Genomic DNA, 25154 nt, shown 5'->3' with positions numbered 1-25154 from the left:
GCTTTCCCGCGCACCGAGTTACCGGACGACGTCGGCGTTGCGGTCCTCCTCGCGCTCGTAATCGTCCAAAGCCCCTGCGGCGCCACCGAATTCGTCACCGACCTCACCGGCGATCTCCGTGGGTTCGTCGGCTCCGTCCACGTGGTGCCCGTCCTCGTCCATGCCCTTGTCCGCCGCCGCGAGCGTGTGATGCGCGGTGCTCAGCAGCACGGCAGCCAGCACCGCCGCCACGGCCGCGATGGCGAACGGAACGTGCAGGTTGTAGTGCTCCACCAGCTTGCCCGCGACGTATGGCGCCAGGCCGCCGCCGATGAAGCGGACGAAACCGTATGCCGCGGATGCCACCGGGCGCTCGACCGGCGAGATGACCATGACTGCCTGGGTGGTCAACGTGTTGTTGATGCCGATGAAGATGCCGGCGGCGATCACCGCGCAGATCAGCACGGTGCGGTGCGTCGGCCAGATGGCGATGATCGCCAGGTCGACGGCGAAGAGGGTCAGGGCGACATACAGCGTGGGCGCGGTTCCGAAGCGGCGCTGCAGCCACGGGGCACCGAACACGGCGAAGAGTGCGACCAGGATGCCCCACCCGAAGAACACGAAGCCGAGCTGGATCGCCGACAGTTTCATCGGGAACGGTGCGTAGCCGAGCATGGTGAAGAACGCCCAGTTGTAGAAGAGTGCGGCGACACCCATCGTCAGCAGTCCGCGGTGGGTGAGCGCCTTCAGCGGCGCCAGCAACGAGGTGTGTGTCTTCGGTTTCGGCGTCTCCGGCAGGAAGAACACGGTGGCGATGAGAGCGATCAGCATGAGCACGGACACGCCGTAGAACGGGCCGCGCCAGGAGACCTCACCGAGCAGTCCACCGACCAGCGGGCCACACGCAATGCCGACGCCGAGCGCCGTCTCGTAGAGGATGATCGCGCCGGCGAAGCCACCGGTCGCGGACGACACGATGACCGCCAGCGAGGTCGCGATGAAGAGTGCGTTGCCCAGTCCCCAGCCGGCGCGGAAGCCGACGATGCCGTTGATCGAGCCGGCGGATCCGGCAAGGGCTGCGAAGATCACGATGAGGACGAGTCCGGCGATCAGCGTCTTCTTCGCACCGATCCGGCTGGACACGGCGTTCGTGACCAGCATGGCGACGGCCGTGACCACCAGGTAGCTCGTGAACAGCAGCGTCACCTGGCTCGGCGTCGCGTGCAGCTGCTCGGAGATGGCCGGCAGGATCGGATCCACCAGACCGATGCCCATGAACGACACCACGCACGCGAACGCGACCGCGTAGACCGCCTTCGGCTGGTTGAGCATGGAAGGCCGCTGTTTCTCAGCAGCCGCAGGATGACTCACTGCTTCACTCCTCGTGCACATCGATGACATCAGAACCACGACGAAATATATGCCTTCACTATATATATTTCAAATGCGGAGTAGCACTGTTCACCGCTCGGTCAACCCGGCACCACCCCGTGGACACCCCGGACCGGTTGGCTGCCGTGGGTCTCCGGCACGCGGGGGCCCTCCCCGGATACCAGGAGCGCTCCATGTCGCGTTACCGCATCATCGCTGCCACCGCAGTCGCAGCCGCCCTCACCTGTTCCGTCGCCGCACCGGCCTTCGCCCACGGCCGTGGCCACGGCCACGGACACGGCGGCACCGACCCGAAGTCGGCGGTGCAGCTCTACACCGAGTCGATCAAGCCGTTGGGTACGGCGGGCGGGGTGTCGATCGACGGCGCCGCCTACGGCTCGTCGTTCACCGCCAAGCCCGGATCGAAGGATCTGTTCTACGGCCTCACCGACCGCGGCCCGAACGTCGACGGCCCGGACGGTGTGAAGGTCGAGCCGCTGCCCGACTTCACTCCCGCCATCGGCGAGTTCCGCCTGCACAACGGCAAGGCGACGCTGCTCAAGCGCATCCCGTTGCAGGCGGCCGACGGCACGCCGTACAACGGACAGACCAGCCTCGCCGGCAGCACCGGCGAGACGATTGTGGACCTGAACGGCAAGAAGCTGCCGGCGAGCCCGTACGGCTACGACCCCGAAGGCATCGTCGCGCTGCGGGACGGCTCGTTCTGGGTGTCCGACGAGTACGGCCCGTTCATCACGCACTTCTCCCGTGACGGTCGCCAGCTCGAACGCCTCTCCCCCTTCGACGGTTCGCTGCCGGTCGAGCTCTCCGAACGCGAGCCGAACAAGGGCATGGAGGGCCTGACCATCACCCCCGACGGACGCACCCTCGTCGGCATGATGCAGGCCGGTCTCAATGCGCCGGACGGCCCGAAGTCCAAGAACGTCAACGCCGTTCGCATCGTGACGATCGACCTGAAGACGCGGCGCACCGCTCAGTACGTCTATCTGCTGCACAGCGACTCGACACCCACGACCGCGGTCAGCGAGATCTCCGCGCTGAACAACCACGAGTTCCTGGTCGACGAGCGTGACGGTGCGATGGAGCCCGGTGCGAACAAGAAGATCTTCAAGATCGACCTCAACGGCGCCACCGACGTCAGCAAGTTCTCCAAGGTCAAGAACTCGACGTATGACGCCACGAACGGCGGCCTCCTCGTCGACGGCAAGACGATCGAGGCGACGGTCGGCAAGGACGGCACGACAGCCGCGACCAAGGACCTCGCGGCTGTCGGAATCAAGCCGGTCAAGAGCGCATTGTTCCTCGACGTCGCCGGACTGGTCACCGCCATCGACCCCAAGGGCGATTTCTACGGTCACGACAAGGTCGAGGGTGTCGCCGTCCTCGACGGTGGCAAGCGTCTGGTGATCTCCAACGACAGCGACTTCGGCATCGACGCACTGGCGAACGACAGCACGCCGTACCAGCTGCACGCGAAGGTGCTGCCGAACGGCAAGCAGGACACCGGCGAGCTGCTCGAGGTCACCATGGACAAGGTGCCCGCGCAGTTCAAGTGATGCGCGTCGGACGACGCGGCTGATCGGCTACGGGATCAGCAGCACCTTGCCGGTGGTCGTGCGCCCCTCGAGGGCCTCGTATGCCGCGGCCGCGTCGTCCAGCGCGAACTTCGCGCCGATCTGCAGTTTCAGGCTGCCGTCCGCCAGCTGACCGAGGATGTCGCCGGCCCGCCAGAGCAGCTCGTCCCGGTCCAGCAGGTATGACGCAAGGGTGGGTCGCGTCACGAAAAGCGAACCCAGCCGGTTGAGCACCTGCAGGTCCAGCGGCTCCACCTGACCGCTGGCGCCGCCGAACAACACGCCCATTCCCCGCGGGCGCAACGATTTCAACGACGCGTCGAAGGTCGCCTTGCCGACCCCGTCATACGCGACGTCAACGCCTCGGCCCGCGACTGTGCGCACCTGCTCGGCAAGCGCGTCGCCGGAGAAGTCCCGGTAGTTGATGGTGTGCGCGGCGCCGAGATCCGTTGCGATGCGGAGCTTCTCGTCGGTCCCGGCGGTTGCCACGACAGTCGCACCCTTGCCCGTGATGAGCTGCACCAACAGTTGTCCGACTCCCCCGGCGGCCGCGTGCACGAGCGCGATCTGGCCCTCCTGGACCGGCCAGGTCGAGTTCACCAGGTAGTGCGCCGTCATACCCTGCAGCATCGCGGCGGCCGCGATCTCGAGGTCCAACCCGTCCGGCACCGGAACCACCTGTCCCGCAGCGAGATTCACCAGCTCAGCAGCACTGCCTCCCTGTCCTGCCCAGGCGACCTTCGCGCCGACCGACAGGTCCTCGACACCGTCTCCGACGGCCTCGACGACGCCGGCGCCCTCCTCGCCGAGGACGAACGGCGTGGGCAGCGGATAGACACCCTGGCGCTTGTAGACGTCGATGAAGTTGACGCCGACCGCGGCGACGCGGACCTGGACCTCGCCGGTTGCCGGCGGGGCCACGTCGGTGTCCTGGACCTGCAGGACGCTGCGATCGCCGGGCTGGGTCACCACGAGTGCTCGAGTCATGCTTCCACTCTAGGTCCGCCGACCTCGCTCACTCGGGGGCGGTTGCGCGCCCTTCCGCCGTCCCCAGACGTGCCGTGTAGTGCCACACCTGCTTGATGGCCTGTGGAGGGTGGCCACCCGCACGCGCCGCCTCGCCGACGATGCGAGGAGTGAGAACACCGTCGACCGCCAATTCGGCTGCCAGGGAGACAATTTCGGCACCCCGGTACTCCGGGTGCGCTCGGATGTCGTCGATCGACGCAACGAATCCGTCGTGCCATTCAACGGGGCAATCGAGGGTTGCGGCGGCCGCCTCGACCGGTGTCCCGCGGTAGCTCGGGTCGAGGACGACGGCTTCCACATCGCGTGCCAGACCGATGTGCCCGTGCACGTGCGCCTCGACGTAGTCGTCCAGCAGGTCGCGCCGGTCGGCATCCGCCAGATCCGTCAACCGACAGGATCCGGCAATCCCGAAGTCGGTGGGATCGGCGAAACTGTCCGGGTAGCAGAACGTGGTGCGGGCGAGCGTGTGCGCCGCGAGTCTGATGTATGACGAGCCGAATCTCGGCGACGCACCGGTCGCCCTGCGACGGTGGTTGAGCGCACCGTACTTGGGCCGCAGGTCGGCATCGGAGTCGTCATACGCACCGCCGAACAGGTCGCTCTCCCAACGGAATCGGTCCCCGCCGACATACGCGGTCAGACCACCGTTGCTGGTGCCGGTCACGAATTGGGAGAGGTAGCCGCCGCCTGCCGCCATCGCCTCGATCACGAGTTGGTCCGAGCCCGGCGTCGCCCACCGATCAGGATGGAAGCTGCAGGTCACCCGGAGCTCCGGGTTCAGGGGCGGCCCACTGGCCAGCAACCCGACGCGCGCGATCGCCGCCGCGACCGGATCGGGTTGCGCCGCGAACGTCACGCCTCGAACGGACCGGGATCGCCGGCGCCGACCCGAGTGACTTCGGCATGCCCGTCGGAGAAGTCGACGACGGTGGTCGGCTCGACCCCGCACTCCCCCGAGTCGATCACCGCATCGACCTGGTAGTTGAGCGCCTCCTTGACCTGCCAGCCATCGGTCAGCGGATCATCCTCACCGGGTAGGAGCAGCGTGCTGGTCATGATCGGCTCGCCGAGCTCGGCGACCAGCGCACGCGCGACGGGATGGTCACTGATCCGCACGCCGACCGTCTTCTTCTTGGGCTGCAGCAGCCGATGCGGCACATCGGAAGTCGCGGGCAGGATGAACGTGTAGGGACCGGGAGTCGCCGCCTTGATGGCGCGGAAGACGCGGTTGTCGATGTGCACCAGCTGCCCGAGCTGGGCGAAGTCACGGCACATCAGGGTGAAGTTGTGTTTGTCGTTCAGTTGCCGGATCCGCACGATCCGGTCGCGGCCGTCACGGTTGCCGAGCGTGCAACCGAGGGCGAAACAGGAGTCGGTCGGGTAGGCGATCAGACCGCCGTCGCGCAGGATCTGCACCGCCTGCGCGATGCTGCGCGGCTGGGGGTCCCTGGGATGCACGTCGAAGTAGCGAGCCATGCGCCAACGGTACGACGTGCCCCACGGGCCGGTCAGCCGTTCAGGCGCCCCACTTGTCGGCAAGGGTCCGCACGACCTTCAGATCACGCGTCGTCGCGACGACGCCGCCACGCTCGAGGCGTGCGTTGGAGATCTTCGCCTCGTGGGTGGGTTTATCCAGCCACCAATGCATTTCGGTGCCCACCGGATGCAACCGCTCCCCCGGCTCTGCCCACTTCGACAGCTCTTCCGCCCGGTCCGTCGCGAGAGGCTCTCGGAAGAACGTCACGTAGCGACGCAGGGTCTTGCCGTCGAGCGGATCCGGCAGCCCATCGGCATACTCCGCGATCTCGCGCAGCCGGGCAGGCGAACGCACCACGCACGGTATGGCGAAGCCGAACTCGGCCTCGAGCAGCTTCTCCAGGGTGGAGGCAACCTTGGCCGGGCTGCGCATCGAGCTGCTGACGAGAACGTTGCCACTCTGAATGTGGGTCTCCACATCGTCGAAACCGTTGCCCGACAGGAACTCCCGCAGACGCTGCATCTTGACCCACCGGCCGCCGACGTTCACGGCACGCAACAGGACGATGTGCTGCGGCATGTCAGTCGACCGGGTGCGACGTGACGTCGGTCGGCAACATCACCGTGCGGCTGACCGTGCAGAGCCGCTCGTGCGACGTGCGGATCGCGTCGGGCAACACCTTGCGCGCGGCATCGCCCTCCTCGCCCTCCGGGAACGAGATGCGGAAGCTGATGTCGATCGGGCCCATGTGGTTGCCCTCGTCGTCGCGCAACTTGTCGCCCTCGGCGGTCACCTCGAACTGCGTCGGCTCGCTGCGCCGGGTGGTGAAGATGTCCACGTCGATGCCGGTGCAGCCGGCGATCGCGGTCAGCAGCAACTCCACGGGCGTGAACTGGTCGTCGCCGCCGCTCCCGAAGTCCATCGTGCCGCCGCGGGCGTTGGTCGCCCGGAACTTTCCGGGAGCGGTCCGGGCGATGGTGATCGAGCGGTGTGCGTCCGAAGGCTGTGTCGTCATACCCCAAGACTGCCAGTAGCGTGTCCGTCGTGAGTGAGCAAAGCGAGCGTCCAATCAGATTCAGGGCGAAACGCGCAACCCGACGAAGGAGGGGTGCGCGTTGAGCGCCCACTCCGAACACAGCATCGTCCTGATCCGCCACGGAGCGACCGAGTGGTCCCGCAACGGGCGGCATACCGGCACCACGGACCTGCCGCTCCTTCCCGAGGGTGAGGCCGACGCGCGCAAGCTGCGCGACCAGGTCCGTGAGCTGGACGTCGTGGCGACGTTCTGCAGTCCGATGCAGCGGGCACGTCGTACGGCCGAGCTCGCCGGACTCACCGACCTGCGGATCGACGACGACCTGCGCGAGTGGGATTACGGTGCGTACGAAGGACTTTCGACACCGCAGATCCGGGAGAGGCTCGGCGACCCGTCGTGGGAGATCTTCGCCGACGGAGTCGAGCCGGGAGCCACACCGGGCGAGACGGTCGAGGACGTGGCGGCGCGGGTCAGCCACGTCGTGCGGCACGTCGTGCCGCTCCTCGAGGTCGGCAACGTGGCGTTGGTCGCGCACGGACATTCGCTGCGGATCTTCGCGGCGATCTTCCTGCGTCAGGAGGCGCGCATGGGTGCACAGCTGATGCTGAACGCCGGCTCGCTGTCGACGCTCGGGTTCTACCACGGCACTCCGTGCATCCAGGTCTGGAACACCGGCGGCGACGTCGTCTAGGTCTCGATACGCACGCCTTCAAGGTGCGCCGACCCTTCGAGACGCTCGTTCGTTCCTCACGAGCTCCTCAGGGAGCGCTTCGGGCTACGGCAGGTCCCAGGTGTGCACCGGCTCGCCGAGGTGCATCTTCTCCAGGTAGAGCCGCAACATCTCGACCAAGGCGCTCGCGCGGTCCTTGCCCTGCGCCTCGAGCGCGTTCACGCAGTCGATCTGCCAGGACGCGCCGTTCTGACCGGTCCGGCACCGTTCCTCGATCACGCCGAGGTAGCGGTCACGCACCTCGGTCGCGACGCCCCAGGACGCCAGGCCTTCATCTGCCATCGGCAGCAGGTGACGTAGCGCGAGCTCGTCGGCCTGCACCTCGCCGAACCCCGGCCAGTAGACCTTCGCGTCGATGCCGCGGCGGGCGCAGCTGTAGAAGTTCTCCTCGGCCGCCGCGAAGCTCATCCGGGTCCACACCGGACGCTCCGAGTCGGCCAGTGTGCGCACGACGCCGTAGTAGAACGCGCTGTTCGCCATACCGTCGATGATCGTGGGACCCGCCGGCAGCACACGGTTCTCGACCCGCAGGTGCGGCTTGCCGTCGACGATGTCGTAGATCGGGCGGTTCCATCGGTAGACCGTGCCGTTGTGCAGCCGCAACTCCTCGAGCCGGGGCGCCTCACCGGCTTCGAACACGGCGACCGGATCCTCGTCGGTCGACTCCGGGAGCAGCGCCGGGAAGTAGCGGACGTTCTCCTCGAACAGGTCGAAGATCGAGGTGATCCATCGCTCGCCGAACCAGACGCGCGGGCGCACGCCCTGGTTCTTCAACTCGATCGCCCGGGTGTCGGTCGCCTGCTCGAACAGCGGGACACGGCTCTCGTGCCACAACTCCTTGCCGAAGAAGTACGGCGAGTTCGCGCCGATCGCCAGTTGCACCGACGACAGCGCCTGGGCGGCATTCCAATGATCGGCGAACCGGTGCGGCTGCACCTGCAGGTGCAGTTGGACCGACGTGCACGCGGACTCGGGTGCGATCGAGTCGGCATACATGGCCAGGCGTTCGCCGCTGCCGCCCTCGATGTCGATGAAGATGTCCTCGCCACGGGCCGAGAAGATCGCCTCGTTCAGTGCCGCGTATCGCGTGTTGGCGCTCATCCACTCCGTCGTGAAGTGCTCGGTCATCAGGGTGGGCAGGATCCCGATCATCGCGATCTGGGCGCCCGCTTCGTTGGCCAGCCGCTCCGCGCGGTTCAGGCTCGCACGAAGGTCCTTCTCGAGTTGCAACGCCGAATCCCCCGGCAACGGACGCGGACTCACATTGAGTTCGATGTTGTACTGCCCGAGCTCGGTCTGATAGTCCTCGTCGGCGATGCTCTTGAGCACGCTGGCGTTGTTCATCGCCGGGTGGAGGTCGTCCCCGACCAGGTTGAGTTCGACCTCCATGCCGGTCAGCTGGCGCTCGAAGTCGAAGCTGTGCGTGTGCAGCATGCGCTCGAAGACGTCGAGGTCCTGACGCACCTTCTCGCGGTAGCGCTGCCGTTGCTCGCGCGTGTATGACGTGGCAGCGACATCCTTGCCCATGGAAGCCTCCCTCGGAACCGACGTGACGACACGCTTGCACATTCTGGCTCCGGTCGGCGGCAAAACGCGGCCGTGTGCCTGCGCGCACCCCACGATCCGGATCGATCAGGGCCAATGTCCCACACGCCGAAGCCGTTCCGCGGTGCTGTCGGTGGTGGCTCCTACGCTGCAGGCATGCGCCTGATCCACACCTCCGACTGGCACCTGGGCCGGAGCTTCCATGGTGCGTCGCTGGTGGACGCCCAGGCGGCATACCTCGACCATCTCGTGGACGTGGTCCGGTCCGAGCGGATCGACGGGGTGCTGGTGAGTGGGGACGTCTACGACCGGGCACTGCCCGGGCCGACGAGTGTCGAGCTGCTCGACGAGACACTGGTGCGGTTGCGTGACGCGGGCGCGCGGGTCGTCCTGTCCGCGGGCAACCACGACTCCGCGATCCGCCTCGGCTTCGGATCCCGCGTGCTCGAACACGGCGGTGTGCACATCCGGACATCGACCGAGTCGATCGGCACACCAGTGCTTTTCGACGACGTCGCCGTCTACCCGCTGCCCTACTTGGAGCCGTCGCTCACGGCATCGTCGCTCGATGCGGCCGAGACCACGCACGCCGGTGTGCTGCGCGCCGCGATGCGACGGGTGCACGCGGACCTGGCGCTGCGTGGTGTTCCGGGCATCGTGATGGCGCACGCGTTCGTGGTCGGGTCGGCAACCTGCGAGTCCGAGCGCGACATCACTGTCGGGGGCGCCAGCGCCGTCCCGGCGGCGACGTTCTCGGGCATGGCGTATGCCGCACTGGGGCATCTGCACGGCGCCCAACGGGTGGGCGATGTCGGCCGCTACAGCGGGTCGCCGGTCGCCATGTCGTTCTCCGAGGCCGATCACCGCAAGAGCTCGGTCGTGCTCGACGTCGGCGCCGACGGCACCGTCTCGACCGCTGTCATCGATGCTCCCGTGGTGCGGCCACTCAGCCGCCTCCGCGGCACGCTGACCGACCTTCTCGCCGACCCGGCGTTGCACGCCGCGGAAGGCTCGTGGTGCCAGGTCACGTTGACCGACCCGACCCGACCGCTGGGTGCGATGGAACAACTGCGACGACGTTTTCCGCACACCGTCCAGTTGCTCTTCGACCAGCCGGTCACCCACCTGCAGGACAGTCGCTACACGAGCAAGATCGCGGGCAAGGAGACTCTCGAGCTCTGTTGCGACTTCCTCACGCACACCCGGGGCGGCGCCGCAGCCACCGAACCCGAGCGCGAGCTGCTGCGGCGTGCGGTCGAGGAGACTCGACGCGATCGTGATGCCGACGAGGGTCCGGCCCGCGTCCACACCGTCGACACCGGCGTCGCATGAGACTCCACCACCTGCGGTTGCAGGCTTTCGGACCGTTCGCCGGCGAGGAGCGCATCGACTTCGACGAGCTCGCGACGGGTGGGCTGCACCTCATCCACGGACCGACCGGCGCCGGCAAGACCAGCATCCTGGACGCGATCTGCTTCGCGCTCTTCGCCGGCGTGCCCGGTGGCCGCATGCACGGTCGGGAGTCGCTGCGCAGCGATCATGCCGCGGCCACCGCCCGACCGGAGGTCGAGCTCGAGTTCGGGGTCGGCGAGCGACGGTTCCGCGTGCAGCGCTCCCCCGAGCACCAGGTCGCCAAGAAGCGCGGTACCGGCAGCCGTGCACAGCGCGGCAGCGTGACCTTGCAGGAGCGCACCGCCGGCCGCTGGGAGACCATCAGCACCCGCAGCGACGAGGTCGCCGAAGTCATCGGTGACCTGCTCGGCATGGGCCTCACCCAATTCGCCCAGGTGATGTTGCTCCCCCAGGGTGAATTCACCGCGTTCCTGCGCGCAAAGCCCGACGACCGCGGTCGCCTGCTGGAGCGTCTCTTCGACATCAGCGACTTCGCAGCCGTCGAGCGCTGGTTGGCCGACCACCGAAAAGACTTGGAAACACAGACGATTCAGGCATCGAACACACGATCCATTCTCATTGCCCGGGCGCAGGAGTTGGTCAGTGGGGTCGGGCCCGACGTGATCACCGGCACCGCCGAACTCCCCGCCGACCCCGCTCAGCCCGCAGCGTCGGGTCCGGTTCTCGACGGGATCGTCAACGACCTGTCCGATCACCTGACGAAGGCACTCGCCGCGTCGGATGCGGCTGCCGGTCGGGCCGAACAGCTACGCGGTCGGCTCGCCGACGAGCAGGCCCTCGCCGCCCTGCAACAACAGGCGCGCAGCGCACGCGCCACCCTCGACCGGATTGCCGAACAGGCAGCACAGACGGCGCAGGCGCGCGACCGGTTGGCCGTCGCGGTGCGCGCACAGCGCTGCGTTCCGGCGATCGCGGCGGCTTCCCGTCGCAGATCCGTTCACGAGGTGGCGTCACGCGCCACCGCCACTGAGCGCGAGCAGCTGACCCGTTCCACGTCATGGGCCGTCCCGGAGCCACGCGATGACGTCGGCCTGACCGACGCGGCCCTGCAGCCGATCCTGGAGCGTGCTGCAGCAGGCACGGTCGCACTCGCCGCCCACGACGAGCTGCGACGTCAGCAGCAGTCCACCGAAACGGCACAGCAGCGCGCGTCCGAACATCTGGCGTCGGCACGGACCGAAGCGGAGGAGCACAGCGCTGCGGCCACGGCCGTCGAGGCTCAGGTCGCCCAGTTGACGGCGACCCGCGTCGGCCTGCTCCCCGAGGCCGCTGTTCGCTCGGACTGGGTCCGCCTCCGCGACGACCTGCAGCGTGCATGTCACGCCCTCGACACCGCCCGGACCGAGGTCGACGCCGCGATGTCGTCCGGTGCGCATCATCGACAGGCCGGGCACGCCTGGACGGTGGCGGAGCGACACGTCATCCAACTGCGCAACAGACGGCTGGCCGGCATCGCCGCCGAGCTGGCGGACGGGTTGACCGACGGCGAATCGTGCCCGGTGTGCGGCTCGCCCGATCATCCCCTGCCGGCGCAGCCCACGACCGATCACGTCGACGCGGAGCAGCTGGCCGCCGCGGAGGAAGCGGCCAAGGTCGTGCTCGCCGGCGCCAACGAGGCCGCCGCTCGCTGGTCTTCAGCCGTGGGCCGCGCGCGCACGGCCTGCTGCACCGCGCTCGACGCCGTCGAGCAGCTCGTCGCCGTGGACCAGCTCGTCGACGGCTCGGCCGATCGCGAGCAAGCCGCCGCGTCGGAGCTGACCGAGCTGCGCGCCGTGCTCCGGGAAACCGTCGGGGTCTCCCCCGCATCGGCACAAGACATGGTGACTCTGCTGGCTGCCGAGCGACCGTCCGTCGACCCCGACCTGCCGGCAACGCTGACCACCCTTCGCGAGGCGGTCGCCGACGCCGGGGCCACCGCACACCGGCGTGCCGCCGAAACCGGCTCGGCCGAACGACAACTGCGCGTCCACGAGACCCAGCTGCGCGCCTTCGAGGCCGAGTTGCGCAGCGCCCAGGAAGCAGCGGACACCGTCGCGGGGGCGGTGCGGCTCAGCGCGGCGCAGGTGGAGTCGCTGGACGGTCAGGCCATCGCCGCGCGCGATCGGATCGCCGAAGTACTCCGGGAGCACGAGCAGGTGTGTGGTTGTTCCGCGGGCGCCGATGCCGTGGACTTGCACACGGCGTCTGCCGCTCTGCTCGACCGCTTGGCGGCAGCCGCCATCGCACAACGAACCGCGTGGTCCGAGCTCACCGCAGCGACCGACGAGGTTGCCGATGCCCTCGCCTCCGCCGGCTTCGCCGACGCCGAATCAGCAACGAGGGCAACACTTTCCGACGCGGAAGCAGCACGGCTGCGGGCTCTGGTCTCCTCCGCCGAGACCGACGCGGCGAAGGCGACCGGTGTGCTCGAACAGCCCGCAGTCGCTGCCGCACTGGATGCCCCTCCGGCAACGGTCGACGCCGTCGCCGAGGATGTGCGCGCCGCAGAGAGGGCGGCCCGGCATACCCGTGACGCGGTGGGTGAGATCCGCCGAGCCCTGAGCGGCCTGCAGCGGATCACGGCCGAACTCGCCGCCCATGACGAACGGACGGCGCCGTTGGCGCAAGAGCTCGCGGTCGCCACCTCGCTCGCATCGGCCGTGTCCGGGTCGGGCGACAACACCATGCGGATGCGCCTGACGGCATACGTCCTGGCCGCCCGACTCGAGTCCGTGACTGCGCTCGCCAACGAGCGACTGCAGCTGATGACCGATGGCCGCTACCAGCTCGAGCACACCGACGAGCGCGCCGCACGCGGCAGCAAGAGCGGGCTCGGGCTGCGGGTGCGCGATGCGTGGACCGGCACGACACGTGACACCGGGTCGCTGTCCGGCGGTGAATCGTTCATCGCGTCGCTCGCTCTCGCCCTCGGCCTCGGTGACGCCGTGCTCGAAGCCGCTGGTGGCCGACGGCTCGAAACGCTGCTGGTCGACGAAGGTTTCGGTTCCCTGGACGAGGACAGCCTGGAACAGGTGCTCGACGTGCTGGACGGGTTGCGCGCCGGCGGTCGCAACGTAGGCATCGTCAGCCACGTTCCGGAACTGCGGACCCGGATCCCCGCCCAGATCCGGGTGTCCAAGACCGCTCGCGGCTCCACCGTCCAGGTGGTCACCGCCGACGTCGCCTGAGACCGCCCAGTAGTGGACCGATCCTGTCCGCTGGGCTACCTATGGTGAGCAGTGCTTCGACCGAAGCGCCCACACAATCGGAGGCCAGCCCATGGAATTCAAGCTTGAAGTCGTGCCGATGCCCGTCACTGACGTCGACCGTGCCAAGTCGTTCTACACCGAGCAGCTCGGCTTCCGCCTCGACTTCGACCAGCGACCCACGCCGGAGATCCGGTTCGTCCAGCTGACACCTCCGGGTTCCGCCTGCTCCGTGGTGATGGGCGAGGGCGTCGTGCACATGCAACCGGGCACGCAACGGGGTGTGATGTTCGTGATCGACGATGCCGATGCTGCGCGTGCGGAACTGCTCGCGAAGGGCGTCGAGCTCGGGCCGGTCGACGAGCAGCCGTGGGGACGCTTCCTCTACGTGACCGACCCCGACGGCAATCAGCTCGTCCTGCAGCAGCTTCCGGCATACGCCTTCGACGCCGACGGCAAACGAAAGGCGCCCGGCGCACACTGACGACCGCCTCCACCCTCGGTGGCTCGGCCCGCTGCCGCGGCGTGCGCCCCACTCATTCGGTGACGAGGGCCACGCCGCGGACAGTCCTGCGATCGGCCGATCCGCGTGGGAAACTGAGCGCGTGCGGCCGATCAAGCAGTCCAAGAAGCTCCAGGACGTCCGGTATGACGTGCGTGGACCGATCCTCGTCGAAGCCGAGAAGTTGGAGGCTCAGGGTCACCGGATCCTGAAGCTCAACATCGGCAACACGGCGCCGTTCGGCTTCGAAGCTCCGGACGCGGTGCTGCGCGACATGATCCACAACCTGCCCCAGTCCCAGGGGTACAGCGACAGCCGCGGGATCTACTCCGCCCGGACCGCGGTGGCGCACTACTACCAGTCGCACGGGCTGACCGACACCACCGTCGAGGACGTCTTCATCGGCAACGGCGTGTCCGAGCTGATCAGCATGGTGCTGCAGGCGTTCGTCGACGACGGCAACGAGATCCTGATCCCGGCACCGGACTACCCGCTGTGGACTGGTGCTGTCTCGCTGGCGGGTGGCACCCCGGTGCACTACCGCTGCGCCGAGGAGGACGACTGGAACCCCGATCTGGCGGACATCGAGGCCAAGATCACCGACAACACGCACGCGCTCGTCGTCATCAACCCCAACAACCCGACCGGCGCGGTCTACTCCGAGGACACCGTGCGCGGCCTGGTCGACATCGCTCGGCGGCACGACCTGGTCCTGATGGTCGACGAGATCTACGAGAAGATCCTGTTCGAGGACGCCGTCCATCACCACGCCGCCACCTTCGCAGGCGATGACGTGCTCTGCCTGACCTTCAGCGGCCTGTCCAAGGCCTATCGCTCGTGCGGCTATCGCGCCGGCTGGCTGATGGTCTCCGGTCCGAAGCACCTCGCAGCCGATTTCCTGGAGGGCCTGACCCTCCTGGCGAACATGCGCATGTGCGCCAACGTCCCCGGGCAGCACGCGATCCAGACAGCCCTGGGCGGATACCAGTCCATCAGCGAACTCGTCGGCCCGGGCGGACGCTTCTACGAGCAGTCCATGACCGCCTGGCGGCTGCTCAACGAGATCCCCGGCGTGACCTGCGTGAAGCCCAAGGGTGCGCTCTACTGCTTCCCCCGACTCGACCCCGACGTCTATCCGATCGAGGACGATCAACAGTTCGTCATCGAACTGCTGCGTGCCGAGAAGATCCTGGTCACCCACGGCACCGGCTTCAACTGGTTGGAGCCGGACCACTTCCGCCTCGTCACGCTCCCCGACGTGGACGTGCTCACCGAGGCGATCGGCCGAATCGCCAACTACCTCAGTGCTGTTCGTGCCGGCGTGACAGTGTGATCACCCCGGTCGCGTTCCGGGGGCATCCCTCATGACGATGCTGCACTGCCCGGCCACCGTTCTGCTCGCCAGACACGGAGAGGCTGCATACGAGACGAGCACCTGGTCGGACGAAGGCGGGTCACTGACCCGCGCAGGCCGGGCGCAAGCGGCCAGCCTCGCGGATCGACTGCAGGGACGGCGCGTCGCACACGTCTACTGCAGCACGATGGCCCGCGCGGTGCAGACCGCCGAGATCGCAGCTGCGCAGCTCGGAGTCGGCACGACGACCCGGGTCGGCCTTCAGGAGTTCGAGGTCGGCGCTTTCGCCGGAGTCACGCGCGACACCGACCCGTTCGCCACCACCTTCGCCCGGTGGCTCGACGGGGACCTCACGCTACGGCTCGACGGCGGCGAAACCGGCGAGGAGATCGTCGCGCGGGCACGCCTCGTACTCGACGACATCGCCGACGCGCATCCTGGCGAGACCGTCCTGGTGGTCGCGCACGGCGGCATACTCACCCTTGCCGTCCGCACGCTGCTGAGTCACGAATCCGGTGTGCGGCCAAGGCGGTTCGCCAACTGTTCCTTCGCCGAGACGGAGCTGCGTGCCGACGGACGGCGCCTCATCGGCTGGTCCGACCCCGACTGACCCAGCCTGTCGGCAGGCTCTGCCACAGTGTGCGACATGAGTGAAGACTCCCGGTCGCCCATTGGCACCCTCGCGTCGTTCTCGGTGCAGTGCGCCGACGCCCCAGCCCTCGCGGACTTCTACCGACGCCTCGTCGGCGGTCGGGAGGTCTTCCGTGCACCGGATGACTCCGTGGTGTCCGTCGCCGTCGGCGAGGTCTTCGTGACGGCCATGCGGGTGGACGACTATCAACGGCCGACGTGGCCGGACCCGGGAGGGCCCGGCCTGGTGCATCTCGACATCGCGGTCGACGAACTCGTCGATTCGGTCGTCGCCGCCGAAGCGCTCGGCGCGGTACTCGCCGAGGTGCAGCCGCAACCCGCGCTGTTCCGGGTGCTCCTCGACCCGGCGGGACACCCGTTCTGTCTGTCGACCGCCCGACCCGACTGAACCATCGAGACGCTCGCGTCGCCACACGCGCCTTGTCCGGGTCGAGACGCACTCCACCCGGTCTCCACCCACAGATCTACCCATGGGTCGATCCGCTGATGCCCCGATTTCCCGATGCTTGAAGTCATCACCGAGCAGCACTCCACCGCCCCAGAAAGGCACAGCTCATGTCCGACTTCCAGCAGGCACTCCTCATCAGCGGCGGCATCGCCGTCCTCGTCCTCGCCACCGGCTACGGTCGCCGAGCGTTCACCCTCCACTCGCTGATCCGGCCGCTGCTCGCAACCGTCACCGTCGCGTTCTTCTACCTGCGCGGTATGCCGACCGACCGCTCCGAACTCTGGCTGTATGCCGCAGGCCTCGGCCTCGGCCTGGTGTGCGGTGCCGTCGCGACGTTCTTCACCGGTGTCGAACGGGATGCCACCACCGGCAAGGTCATGACTGTGTGCGGGATCGGCTTCGCCGCCACCTGGCTGATCGTCGTCGCCGCACGGCTGGCATTCGTCTGGGAGGCCGACCACAACGCCGGGTTCCGGGAGCACCTGGGCACGTTCATGATGAACCACCAACTGCACGAGGCAGCGATCGCGCCGTTCTTCGTGATCTGGGCGCTGGCCATGGTCGCGTCCCGGATCGCCGCCAACGCGGTCCGCGCCGGCCAGCTCCCGCAGGCCGACCGGTCCGAGCGGCAGCTCGTCGCAGCCTGACCGCAGCGGCCACCACGAGTAACTGACGACAGTAGCGACCTACTCGCCCGATACCGGCCCGGACGATCTCACCTGAGATCGTCCGGGCCGAGCCCGTGCCGGAACGCGAAGGTCACGGCTGCTGCCCGATCCCGCACGCCGGCTTTCGCGAAGAGGTTGTTGATGTGCGTCTTGACCGTGCCCTCGCTGACGACCAGGTGCTTGGCGATGTCCCGGTTGCTCATCCCGGACGCGATGAGGGTCAGCACTTCACACTCGCGCGGAGTCATACCGGCCGGCGGAGTCGGCGGAGCCGCCGGCATCGGTGTGTCGACGCGGTGCATCGCAGCGCGTACCAGCTGCTGCTGCACCTTCGGATCGAGCACGGCCTGCCCACTCGCCACAGTTCGTATGGCGCCGGCGATCTCGGCCCGACCGGCGTCCTTGGTCAGGTAGCCGCGTGCACCCGCGTCCAACGCCCGCATGATCGAGGCGTCATCGCCGTATGTCGTGAGGATCAGCACGCTGGTCTCGGGCGCCTGCTCGCTGAGCAGGCTGGTGGCTTCCGCTCCATCCATCTCGGGCATGTTCAGATCCATCAGCACGACCTGGGCACGTTCCGCGACAGCGACGGCCACCGCCTCCCGCCCGTCCTGCGCGATGCCGACCACCGCCAGGTCGTCATACAGGCCGAGCATGGCGGCGACCGACTCACGGATCACCGTTTGGTCGTCCGCGACGACAACGCGGATCCGGTTGTCTTCACTGGGCATTCGCGTCCTCTGCATCTTCGTGTCGAATCGGCAACCGGGCGGAGACCCGCCAGCCGCCGGCGTACTCACCGTCGTTCACCGGGCCGATCGTGCAACTGCCACCCAGCAGCTCGACGCGTTCCCGGATGCCGACGAGACCCATCCCGCTGCCATCCTCCGATCCGACGTCCTCACCGGGCCCGTTCACGACGTCGAGCGCCAACCGATCACCGTCCCGGACAACCTCAACCGTCGTACTGGCACCCTGCGCGTGCCGGCGCACGTTGGTCAGTGCCTCCTGCACGATCCGGACGGTCTCCTGCCCGACATTCGCCGGCATGGACTCGATGTCCCCGGAGACCTCCAGTCGTTCTTCGGGCTGCACCATCCGCTCGAGGGTCGATCGCAGATCGAGTGTGCCGTCCCGCAGCGCCCGAACCGCGCGACGCGCATCGTCCAGTCCGTCGACCACGAGTCCGCGCGCGGTCTGCACGGTCGCGCGACCCTCGTCGTGTCGGCCTCGCTCCAGTTGTGCGTCGGCCAGGTCCAGCTGCAGACTCACACCGGACAGCGTGTGCGCCAGCACGTCGTGTATGTCGCGGGCGATCCGGGTCCGCTCGGCCATGGCGCTGGCACGGGCATCGGATTCCGCCGTGCGTCGCGTCTGCTCCACCAGCTGCCGGCTCAGCCGCAGCGACCGACGGCGGCTCTGCGTGGCCAGGCCGGGCAGAACGGTCAGCCCGACGGCGATGACGGCATACCAGTTCCAGCGCTGCGGGCCCGCGGCCAGGTTGCTCAGCAGACTCAGTACGACGGTCATCCCGGTCAGGCTCAGTGCAACGCGGGTCGGCCAGCGGACGCCGAAATGGCTGCAGGCGACGAACGCCAGCGACACACACCAGCCGGAGGCACCGAACACCGCGCCCGCGGCGACCCCGAACCCGACGCTGATCGCGAACCGCGGCCAGAGTCCGATGAACCGGTCCGGCACCAGACGCACATAGGCGAGCACACCGCAGACGCTCAACAGGGCGTAACTGAGAACGGTGTGCCCACCCAGTGGACGCAGGGTCAGGACACTGAGGACCAGCAGCGCGGTCGTGATGAACGGTTGTGCCCGCTCATCGAACAGGTCGATCCAGAACCCGGAACCGGCCTCCTCATCGGGTGCCTCGAGCTCTCGACGCAGACGGCTCCACACCCGATGATTCTGGCACTACTGCGGATTCAGTCCGCGAACGCCTCCGGTGGGGGGCAGGAGCACACCAGGTGACGGTCGCCGAACGCGCCGTCGATCCGGCGCACCGGCGCCCAGTACTTCCGCAACGGGTCGACGCCGCTCGGGTATGCCGCCTCGCTGCGCGAGTAGGGGTGCGCCCATTCGTCGGCCGCCAGCGACAGTGCGGTGTGCGGCGCGTGCCGCAGCACCGAATCGTCGGCCGAGACGTTGCCGTCCATGACCTGCTGGATCTCGCCGCGGATCGCGATCATCGCGTCACAGAAGCGGTCCAGCTCCTCCAGCGACTCGCTCTCGGTCGGCTCGACCATCAGCGTGCCGGCGACCGGGAAGGACATCGTCGGGGCGTGGAAGCCGTAGTCGATCAGGCGCTTGGCGACGTCGTCGACGGTCACACCGGAGTCCTTGGTGAGGCCGCGCAGGTCGAGGATGCACTCGTGCGCGACCAGGCCGCCTTCACCGGCATACAGCACCGGGAAGTGCGAACCGAGCCGCTTGGCAACGTAATTCGCGGACAGGATCGCGGCCTGTGTCGCCTTGGCGAGACCCGCGCCGCCCATCAGCCGGACGTAGGCCCAGGAGATCGGCAGGATCGATGCCGAACCGTAGGGCGCTGCCGACACCGGACCGGTCTCTCCGGTCAGCTCCTCCGCGAACGGGTGCGACGGCAGGTATGGCGTGAGGTGCTCACGCACACCGATCGGGCCGACGCCCGGGCCACCGCCGCCGTGCGGGATGCAGAACGTCTTGTGCAGGTTCAGGTGCGAGACGTCGCCGCCGAACTGGCCCGGACGGGCGAGGCCGATCAACGCGTTGAGGTTCGCGCCGTCGACATACACCTGACCGCCGGCCTCGTGGACCAGCGAGCACAGTTCGGAGATGGTGTCCTCGAAGACGCCGTGCGTCGACGGGTAGGTGACCATGATGGCCGCCAGGTCCTCGCCGTGCTCCTTGAGCTTGTCCTTGAGGTCGTCCATGTCGATCTCACCGGTCGGTGCCGTCTGCACGACGACGACCTTCATGCCGGCCATCACCGCGGACGCGGCGTTGGTGCCGTGGGCCGACGCCGGGATGAGGCACACGTCGCGCTCGGCCTCGCCGCGGGCCTGGTGGTACCCGCGGATCGCCAACAGCCCGGCGAGCTCACCCTGCGAACCGGCGTTCGGCTGCAGCGACACCGAGTCGTACCCGGTGATCTCACACAGCCACTGCTCGAGGTCGGTGATCAGCTCACGGATGCCCTCGGTCTGAGCGGACGGCGCGAACGGGTGCAGGTTCGCGAACTCCGGCCAGGTGACCGACTCCATCTCGGTGGTGCCGTTGAGCTTCATCGTGCAGGAACCCAGCGGGATCATCCCGCGGTCGAGCGCGTAGTCGCGGTCGGCGAGTGCGCGCAGGTAGCGCAGCATCTCGGTCTCGCTGTGGTGCGCGTGGAAGACCGGGTGCGTCAGGATCTCGTCGGTGCGGACCAGGCCGGTGTCCCAGGTCAGTCCGCCGTCGGTCGGCACCGGGGCGTTGACGCCGAAGGCCGCGGCCACCGCGGTCAGCTGCTCGTCGGTCGTCGTCTCGTCGACGCTCACCGAGACGTGGTCGCTGTCGACCCGCCATACGTTGATGCCACGCTGCAGGGCGGCCTCGACCACGGAGTCGGCGCGACCGTGGACGACGGCGGTCACCGTGTCGAAGTAGCTGTCACTCGTCAGCTCGACATCACCGGCGCGCAGCGCCTCGGCCAGGCCGGCCGCCTTGCCGTGGACGTCGCGGGCGATGCGCCGCAGGCCGTCCGGACCGTGGTAGACGGCATACATGGACGCCATCACGGCGAGCAGCACCTGGGCGGTGCAGATGTTGGAGGTCGCCTTCTCGCGACGGATGTGCTGCTCGCGGGTCTGCAACGCCAGCCGGTATGCCGGGGCGCCGTCGGCGTCCTTGCTGACACCGACGAGGCGGCCAGGCATGGTCCGCTCCAGGCCCTTGCGAACGCTCATGTAGCCCGCATGCGGACCGCCGAAGCCCATCGGCACCCCGAACCGCTGGCTGGTGCCGACCGCGACGTCGGCGCCGAGCTCACCCGGCGAAGTGAGCAGCGTGAGCGCGAGCAGGTCCGCCGCCACGGTGACCAGGGCCTTGGTCTCGTGCGCGGCGGCGATCAGCGTGCGCCAGTCGGTGATGACACCGTCCGCTCCGGGGTACTGGACGACGACGCCGAAGACATCGCGCTCCCCCGCCGCGGCACGCAGTCCCGACGCGTCGGTGACCGACCGCAGGTCGGCGACGACGACCTCGATGTCCAGCGCGGTCGCGCGCGTCTGCACGACGGCGATCGACTGCGGCATCAGTTGCGCGTCCAGCAGCAGCACCGCGTCGTTGGCAGCCTTCGAGCCGCGACGCATCAGCGTCATCGCCTCGGCGACCGCGGTCGCCTCGTCCAGCAGGGACGAACCCGCGGTCGGCAACCCGGTCAGGTCGGAGATGACGGTCTGGAAGTTGAGCAGCGCCTCGAGGCGCCCCTGCGAGATCTCCGGCTGGTACGGCGTGTAGGCGGTGTACCAGGCGGGGTTCTCCAGGATGTTGCGTCGCACGACCGCCGGGGTGTGCGTGCCGTAGTAACCGAGCCCGATCATCGAGGTCAGCACCTGGTTGCGATCGGCCTTGGCGCGCAGTTCCTCGATCACCGCAGGCTCGGACGGCGCGGCCTCGACGGCGAGGGCCTCCGAGGCACGGATGCCACCGGGCACCGCCTTGGCGAGCAGGTCCTCCATCGTGGAATAGCCGAGCAACCCGAGCATCGACGACACGTCGTCGTCGGTCGGGCCGATGTGGCGGGAGGGGAAGTCGGGCAGATCGACAGCACTCATGGGCGGCACCTTACGGTCGGGTTCGTGCGTGATGCGATGACGTGTGTCCCCAACTGTCGTCACCCATCGGTGCCTTCAGAGCTGCCTCAGCCGGGCGGTCCTGGCGCCTGAGAGGTTCTGAGGAAGTTGCCCCTTCGGCGTCCGACCCACGTATGGCGGAACTCTCCCGCCCGGTGTCGTAAGCACGCATAATCTAACACCCGCAAGCCTGCTGGCCTGCGGGTGTTGGAAGGGTCGTGCGGGACCGGACTCAGCCGGCCGCGGAGCGCCGCGCACGGCGCTCCCGCAATTCGTCACCGGGGTGTGCCGCGGGAGCCTCGTCCTCGGGGCGTTCGCCGGGCAGCTCCGAGAGCGAGCCCTCGACCTCACGCCATACCGAACCGAGTGCGATGCCGAAGACACCCTGGCCGCCGCGCAACAGGTCGATGACCTGGTCGTCCGAGGTGCACTCGTAGACGCTGGCACCGTCGGACATCAGCGTGATGCCGGCCAGCTCCTCGACGCCGTGCTCGCGCAGCACGGTGACCGCAACGCGGATCTGCTGCAGCGAGACGCCGGTGTCCAGCAGTCGCTTGATGACCTTGACGACGAGGATGTCCCGGAAGCTGTAGAGCCGCTGGTGACCGGACCCGGTGGGGTTGCGCACGGACGGCTCGAGCAGACCGGTGCGGGCCCAGTAGTCCAGTTGCCGGTAGGTGACGCCCGCCGCACGGCACACGGCCGGACCGCGGTAGCCGACCTGGTCGGTCATCTCCTCCGGCAGGTCCTGCGTGAACAGCGCCTCCTGCATCGGCTCGGGCGCGTTCGATTTCGCACTGCGCTGTGCTTCACCCTTGCTGACCACGAGATCCTCCACTGACTGCACTGAGACGAGTTGTCCGCCTCGAGTGATGTTCTCGAACCACTGCTTTGACGGACCGGGGCACCAAGCTCGAACTCCCGCTGAGTGCTCCGCAAACGTATGGCGAGGGAGGCTCCGAAGCAACGACCGCAGCGCGTGTCGCGACGTCCGATCTTTCCCTAACCTTCAAGTAAAGGTTTGAACTTCCGCTCATGGGCTGTCCGAACCCTCGTCACCAACTTCGAAGTCCTCCGCGGACACATTGTCCAAGAACTCCCGGAATCGCTCGACCTCGTCCTCTTCCTCGACGGGAACATCGACGCCGACCGCCGCCAGCACCTCCTCGTCGACGAAGACCGGCACGTCGGCTCGCAGGGCAACGGCCACCGCGTCCGAGGAACGCGCACTGATGCGCTGATCACCGTCGATGACGAGCTCGGCGTAGAAGACGCCCTCTTCCATGCGGGTGATCAGCACACTGGACAGCTCATGCCCGAGACCGGTCACGACGTCGAGCAGCAGATCGTGCGTCAGGGGACGCGGCGGGGTGACACCCTGCTGGGCATACGCGATCGCCGTCGCCTCCGGCGCACCGATCCAGATCGGCACGTATCGCTCACCGTCGCGCTCGCGCAGCAACAGGATCGGCTTGTTGGTCGGCATCTCGACCCGCACACCCATCACATCGACCTGTTTCACAGGTCCCACGCTACTCCCGTACGAGGTCGGCTCGCACCAGCGCAAGGTGCAGCTCGAGGCACTGCCGGACGAGTTCCTCGGAGTTCTCGTGGATGTCCACGTCGTGCGTCATACCGGTGAGGCCGCGGACCAGCGCGACCTCCCGCTCGGCAGCCAACCGGAACGGCCGCAGATGCCGCGCCTCGATGCCGTAGGACAGCAGGCCCGCAGCGGCGTGTGCCACCTGCAGGTCCAGTCCGGTGTAGAGGTCGCCGTCCTCGGCACGGATGAGTCCGAAGGACTCGAGATCGGCCAGCGCGCGGGTGTCCAGGCCGGTCGCCCGCTGCAACTCGGTGCGGGTCAGCTTGACGCCGGGGTCGTCGCCCGAGGACTCGTCCACCGCAGACAGCGCGGGGTCGGTGCCGACGGACGGTGGTTGCGGTCCGTCGCTCTGCTCGGTCGGACGCAGTCCACGGTCGTAGGCGTCCAGTGCCTCGGCGATGACCTTCAATGGCCAGTATTTGTCGCGCTGGCAACGCAATACGAAGCGAAGCCGCTCGACGTCGCGTTCGGCATACCGCCGGTAACCGGATGCCGTGCGCTCCGGGGACACCAAGCCTTGAGCGTCCAGGAAGCGCACCTTGGACAGTGTCAGATCGGGGAACTCGTCCTGCAGGCGCGTCAGCACCACACCGATCGACAGACCGACGTTCGCGGAGGAGGCCGCCTCGTCGGATTCCGGCGGCCGGCCCGAGGACGCGGCGTGCGCCTTCGGGCCGGATGGCCGATCGGTCACGACGTCGGAGCGCCGTAGAAGACCAGACGGAACTTCCCGACCATGACCTCGTCCCGGGTGGTCAGGTCGTGGGAGTCGACGAGCTCACCGTTGACATAGGTGCCGTTGAGCGAGCCGATGTCGGTCACGGCGTAGCCGGTGTCGGTGCGGCGGAACACCGCGTGCCGACGGGACACGGTCACGTCGTCGAGGAAGATGTCACTGCTCGGGTGGCGGCCGACGCTCACCTCGGCGTCGTCCAGCAGGAACCGCGCCCCCGAGTTGGGACCACGCAGCGCCAGCAGGAGCGCCGTGCCCGGCCGCAGCGCGTCGATCGTCGCCTGGTCCGAGGACGACAGCCGCACCTCGGTGCCCCGGGGACGCTCCTCGACGGACTCCCCGGCCGGCGTCGCTGTGAATCGCGCGGTGGCGTCGCCCGCGGGCTCTGGGGCGGACTCGGCCGCGGCTTCGCCTGGCACGAAGTCGCTGTCGTCGTTGGTCATTGAATCAACCTCGGGGTCGGAGCCAGCAGTATGTCGGAAACATCGATCCTACGCTGCGGCTCGACCCGCGATGGCATGAACAGCGGCAACGCACCGTCATACCAACGCAGTTCGAGCCGCGGTGATCGATCGGACGGCAGCCTCTCAGCCGAGCGCCGCCTTGTAGGCCTCGACGTCCTGCAGGCCGCCGAGCGCTCCGGCGTCGGCGAGCTTCAGCTCGTACATCCAGCCTTCGCCGTAGGGGTCGTTGTTGACGAGCTCGGGCGTGGCGTCCAGTTGTTCGTTGATCGCGGTGACCTCACCGGCGAGCGGTGCGTAGAGGTCACTGACGGACTTGGTCGACTCGACCTCGCCGCAGGCGTCACCGGGAGCGACCGTGTCGCCCACCGTCGGCAGGCTCACGTAGACCACGTCGCCCAGAGCGTCCTGCGCGAACGCGGAGATGCCGACGCGCACCACGCCGTCCCCCTGGTCCTTCACCCACTCGTGGTCGGCGGTGTAACGCAGGTCGGCGGGGTATTCCAGGTCGCTCATGGGTCTCCTTGGCGTTGTTTCTGAACAGGCACGGC

Annotated in this window: 24 protein-coding genes and 1 riboswitch; of the genes, 9 read left to right on the top strand and 15 right to left on the bottom strand. The window is 68.1% G+C overall.

The window, feature by feature from the left end; translation table 11 throughout:
- Window positions 1-18 precede the first annotated feature (18 nt).
- Window positions 19-1350 (bottom strand): MFS transporter, encoded by a 1332-nt coding sequence (locus tag ACZ50J_RS10510; RefSeq protein WP_464301220.1) that lies wholly within the window; start codon window positions 1348-1350, stop codon window positions 19-21.
- Between the two features lie 194 nt (window positions 1351-1544).
- Between ACZ50J_RS10510 and ACZ50J_RS10505 the strand changes: the two genes are divergently transcribed.
- Window positions 1545-2927 carry an esterase-like activity of phytase family protein gene (locus tag ACZ50J_RS10505; RefSeq protein WP_464301219.1) on the top strand — a complete coding sequence of 461 codons (1383 nt, stop codon included), beginning with the start codon at window positions 1545-1547 and terminating at the stop codon, window positions 2925-2927.
- 27 nt (window positions 2928-2954) lie between these two features.
- Here the strand turns inward: ACZ50J_RS10505 and ACZ50J_RS10500 are convergent, their stop codons facing one another.
- The 5 genes from ACZ50J_RS10500 to ACZ50J_RS10480 are packed head-to-tail and all read right to left on the bottom strand — an operon-like array spanning window position 2955 to window position 6466.
- Complete coding sequence (locus tag ACZ50J_RS10500) at window positions 2955-3932, bottom strand: quinone oxidoreductase family protein (RefSeq protein ID WP_464301218.1); 978 nt, start codon at window positions 3930-3932, stop codon at window positions 2955-2957.
- Window positions 3933-3960: 28 nt separating this feature from the next.
- Entirely contained in the window at window positions 3961-4830 is an 870-nt protein-coding gene (locus ACZ50J_RS10495) for a DUF3626 domain-containing protein (protein ID WP_464301217.1), read from the bottom strand.
- On the bottom strand, window positions 4827-5450 hold the full coding sequence (locus tag ACZ50J_RS10490; RefSeq protein ID WP_464301216.1) for an L-threonylcarbamoyladenylate synthase: 624 nt from the start codon (window positions 5448-5450) through the stop codon (window positions 4827-4829). Before ACZ50J_RS10490 ends, ACZ50J_RS10495 begins: the two co-directional genes overlap by 4 nt.
- Window positions 5451-5490: 40 nt before the next feature.
- Complete coding sequence (locus tag ACZ50J_RS10485; protein ID WP_464301215.1) at window positions 5491-6030, bottom strand: DUF1697 domain-containing protein; 540 nt, start codon at window positions 6028-6030, stop codon at window positions 5491-5493.
- Between the two features lies 1 nt (window position 6031).
- Complete coding sequence (locus ACZ50J_RS10480) at window positions 6032-6466, bottom strand: OsmC family protein (protein ID WP_464301214.1); 435 nt, start codon at window positions 6464-6466, stop codon at window positions 6032-6034.
- Window positions 6467-6566: 100 nt separating this feature from the next.
- On the opposite strand from ACZ50J_RS10480, the gene ACZ50J_RS10475 reads away from it, so the two are divergent.
- On the top strand, window positions 6567-7178 hold the full coding sequence (locus ACZ50J_RS10475) for a histidine phosphatase family protein (RefSeq protein ID WP_464301213.1): 612 nt from the start codon (window positions 6567-6569) through the stop codon (window positions 7176-7178).
- 84 nt (window positions 7179-7262) lie between these two features.
- Here the strand turns inward: ACZ50J_RS10475 and ACZ50J_RS10470 are convergent, their stop codons facing one another.
- Complete coding sequence (locus ACZ50J_RS10470) at window positions 7263-8744, bottom strand: glutamate-cysteine ligase family protein (RefSeq protein ID WP_464301212.1); 1482 nt, start codon at window positions 8742-8744, stop codon at window positions 7263-7265.
- 174 nt (window positions 8745-8918) lie between these two features.
- Here ACZ50J_RS10470 and ACZ50J_RS10465 point away from each other — a divergent pair, with 174 nt between their 5' ends.
- From ACZ50J_RS10465 to ACZ50J_RS10435, 7 genes are all read left to right on the top strand, one after another.
- Window positions 8919-10094, top strand: a complete 1176-nt coding sequence (locus tag ACZ50J_RS10465; RefSeq protein ID WP_464301211.1) for an exonuclease SbcCD subunit D — start codon at window positions 8919-8921, stop codon at window positions 10092-10094.
- Window positions 10091-13342, top strand: a complete 3252-nt coding sequence (locus ACZ50J_RS10460; protein ID WP_464301210.1) for an AAA family ATPase — start codon at window positions 10091-10093, stop codon at window positions 13340-13342. The genes ACZ50J_RS10465 and ACZ50J_RS10460 overlap by 4 nt, the downstream gene beginning before the upstream one ends.
- 91 nt (window positions 13343-13433) lie before the next feature.
- Window positions 13434-13844, top strand: a complete 411-nt coding sequence (locus ACZ50J_RS10455; RefSeq protein WP_464301209.1) for a VOC family protein — start codon at window positions 13434-13436, stop codon at window positions 13842-13844.
- A gap of 121 nt (window positions 13845-13965) precedes the next feature.
- Window positions 13966-15195 carry a pyridoxal phosphate-dependent aminotransferase gene (locus ACZ50J_RS10450; RefSeq protein WP_464301208.1) on the top strand — a complete coding sequence of 410 codons (1230 nt, stop codon included), beginning with the start codon at window positions 13966-13968 and terminating at the stop codon, window positions 15193-15195.
- A 31-nt stretch (window positions 15196-15226) separates the two neighbouring features.
- On the top strand, window positions 15227-15826 hold the full coding sequence (locus tag ACZ50J_RS10445) for a histidine phosphatase family protein (RefSeq protein WP_464301207.1): 600 nt from the start codon (window positions 15227-15229) through the stop codon (window positions 15824-15826).
- 36 nt (window positions 15827-15862) lie between these two features.
- The gene (locus ACZ50J_RS10440) at window positions 15863-16255 is read left to right on the top strand and encodes a VOC family protein (RefSeq protein WP_464301206.1); all 393 of its coding nucleotides are present in this window, start codon (window positions 15863-15865) and stop codon (window positions 16253-16255) included.
- 167 nt (window positions 16256-16422) lie between these two features.
- Window positions 16423-16962, top strand: coding sequence for a hypothetical protein (locus ACZ50J_RS10435; RefSeq protein ID WP_464301205.1), 540 nt, complete (start codon window positions 16423-16425; stop codon window positions 16960-16962).
- Window positions 16963-17030: 68 nt separating this feature from the next.
- Here ACZ50J_RS10435 and ACZ50J_RS10430 read toward each other — a convergent pair whose 3' ends face one another.
- The 8 genes from ACZ50J_RS10430 to gcvH all read right to left on the bottom strand — a co-directional run bounded on the left by ACZ50J_RS10430 (window position 17031) and on the right by gcvH (window position 25119).
- Window positions 17031-17714, bottom strand: coding sequence for a response regulator (locus ACZ50J_RS10430; protein WP_464301204.1), 684 nt, complete (start codon window positions 17712-17714; stop codon window positions 17031-17033).
- Window positions 17704-18894 carry a sensor histidine kinase gene (locus ACZ50J_RS10425; protein ID WP_464301203.1) on the bottom strand — a complete coding sequence of 397 codons (1191 nt, stop codon included), beginning with the start codon at window positions 18892-18894 and terminating at the stop codon, window positions 17704-17706. Before ACZ50J_RS10425 ends, ACZ50J_RS10430 begins: the two co-directional genes overlap by 11 nt.
- Before the next feature lie 26 nt (window positions 18895-18920).
- Window positions 18921-21788, bottom strand: coding sequence for an aminomethyl-transferring glycine dehydrogenase (gene gcvP, locus ACZ50J_RS10420; protein ID WP_464301202.1), 2868 nt, complete (start codon window positions 21786-21788; stop codon window positions 18921-18923).
- Between the two features lie 85 nt (window positions 21789-21873).
- Window positions 21874-21967, bottom strand: a riboswitch (glycine riboswitch).
- Between the two features lie 71 nt (window positions 21968-22038).
- Window positions 22039-22578 carry a MerR family transcriptional regulator gene (locus ACZ50J_RS10415; protein ID WP_464301337.1) on the bottom strand — a complete coding sequence of 180 codons (540 nt, stop codon included), beginning with the start codon at window positions 22576-22578 and terminating at the stop codon, window positions 22039-22041.
- Between the two features lie 261 nt (window positions 22579-22839).
- A complete protein-coding gene (locus ACZ50J_RS10410; RefSeq protein ID WP_464301201.1) occupies window positions 22840-23328 on the bottom strand; it encodes a bifunctional nuclease family protein in 489 nt (162 codons plus the stop codon).
- Window positions 23329-23338: 10 nt separating this feature from the next.
- On the bottom strand, window positions 23339-24103 hold the full coding sequence (ftsR, locus tag ACZ50J_RS10405) for a transcriptional regulator FtsR (RefSeq protein ID WP_464301200.1): 765 nt from the start codon (window positions 24101-24103) through the stop codon (window positions 23339-23341).
- Complete coding sequence (locus ACZ50J_RS10400) at window positions 24100-24585, bottom strand: FHA domain-containing protein (RefSeq protein ID WP_464301199.1); 486 nt, start codon at window positions 24583-24585, stop codon at window positions 24100-24102. The genes ftsR and ACZ50J_RS10400 overlap by 4 nt, the downstream gene beginning before the upstream one ends.
- A 144-nt stretch (window positions 24586-24729) precedes the next feature.
- A complete protein-coding gene (gene gcvH, locus ACZ50J_RS10395) occupies window positions 24730-25119 on the bottom strand; it encodes a glycine cleavage system protein GcvH (protein WP_464301198.1) in 390 nt (129 codons plus the stop codon).
- Window positions 25120-25154 lie beyond the last annotated feature (35 nt).

This window comes from Flexivirga sp. G2, from assembly GCF_055397625.1.
The sequence above is the reverse complement of the archived record's forward strand: the minus strand, read 5'-3'. Positions and strand labels throughout refer to the sequence as shown.

Excerpts from the sequence above, each read along its gene's own strand:
- ACZ50J_RS10460 (WP_464301210.1), top strand. The coding sequence starts at position 10,091 with ATGAGACTCCACCACCTGCGGTTGCAGGCTTTCGGACCGTTCGCCGGC.
- ACZ50J_RS10490 (WP_464301216.1), bottom strand. The coding sequence starts at position 5,450 with ATGGCTCGCTACTTCGACGTGCATCCCAGGGACCCCCAGCCGCGCAGC.
- ACZ50J_RS10480 (WP_464301214.1), bottom strand. The coding sequence starts at position 6,466 with ATGACGACACAGCCTTCGGACGCACACCGCTCGATCACCATCGCCCGG.
- ACZ50J_RS10505 (WP_464301219.1), top strand. The coding sequence starts at position 1,545 with ATGTCGCGTTACCGCATCATCGCTGCCACCGCAGTCGCAGCCGCCCTC.
- gcvP (WP_464301202.1), bottom strand. The coding sequence starts at position 21,788 with ATGAGTGCTGTCGATCTGCCCGACTTCCCCTCCCGCCACATCGGCCCG.
- ACZ50J_RS10465 (WP_464301211.1), top strand. The coding sequence starts at position 8,919 with ATGCGCCTGATCCACACCTCCGACTGGCACCTGGGCCGGAGCTTCCAT.
- ACZ50J_RS10455 (WP_464301209.1), top strand. The coding sequence starts at position 13,434 with ATGGAATTCAAGCTTGAAGTCGTGCCGATGCCCGTCACTGACGTCGAC.
- ACZ50J_RS10500 (WP_464301218.1), bottom strand. The coding sequence starts at position 3,932 with ATGACTCGAGCACTCGTGGTGACCCAGCCCGGCGATCGCAGCGTCCTG.
- gcvH (WP_464301198.1), bottom strand. The coding sequence starts at position 25,119 with ATGAGCGACCTGGAATACCCCGCCGACCTGCGTTACACCGCCGACCAC.
- ACZ50J_RS10440 (WP_464301206.1), top strand. The coding sequence starts at position 15,863 with ATGAGTGAAGACTCCCGGTCGCCCATTGGCACCCTCGCGTCGTTCTCG.
- ACZ50J_RS10400 (WP_464301199.1), bottom strand. The coding sequence starts at position 24,585 with ATGACCAACGACGACAGCGACTTCGTGCCAGGCGAAGCCGCGGCCGAG.
- ACZ50J_RS10415 (WP_464301337.1), bottom strand. The coding sequence starts at position 22,578 with ATGCAGGAGGCGCTGTTCACGCAGGACCTGCCGGAGGAGATGACCGAC.
- ACZ50J_RS10485 (WP_464301215.1), bottom strand. The coding sequence starts at position 6,030 with ATGCCGCAGCACATCGTCCTGTTGCGTGCCGTGAACGTCGGCGGCCGG.
- ACZ50J_RS10430 (WP_464301204.1), bottom strand. The coding sequence starts at position 17,714 with ATGCCCAGTGAAGACAACCGGATCCGCGTTGTCGTCGCGGACGACCAA.
- ACZ50J_RS10470 (WP_464301212.1), bottom strand. The coding sequence starts at position 8,744 with ATGGGCAAGGATGTCGCTGCCACGTCATACACGCGCGAGCAACGGCAG.
- ACZ50J_RS10435 (WP_464301205.1), top strand. The coding sequence starts at position 16,423 with ATGTCCGACTTCCAGCAGGCACTCCTCATCAGCGGCGGCATCGCCGTC.
- ACZ50J_RS10445 (WP_464301207.1), top strand. The coding sequence starts at position 15,227 with ATGACGATGCTGCACTGCCCGGCCACCGTTCTGCTCGCCAGACACGGA.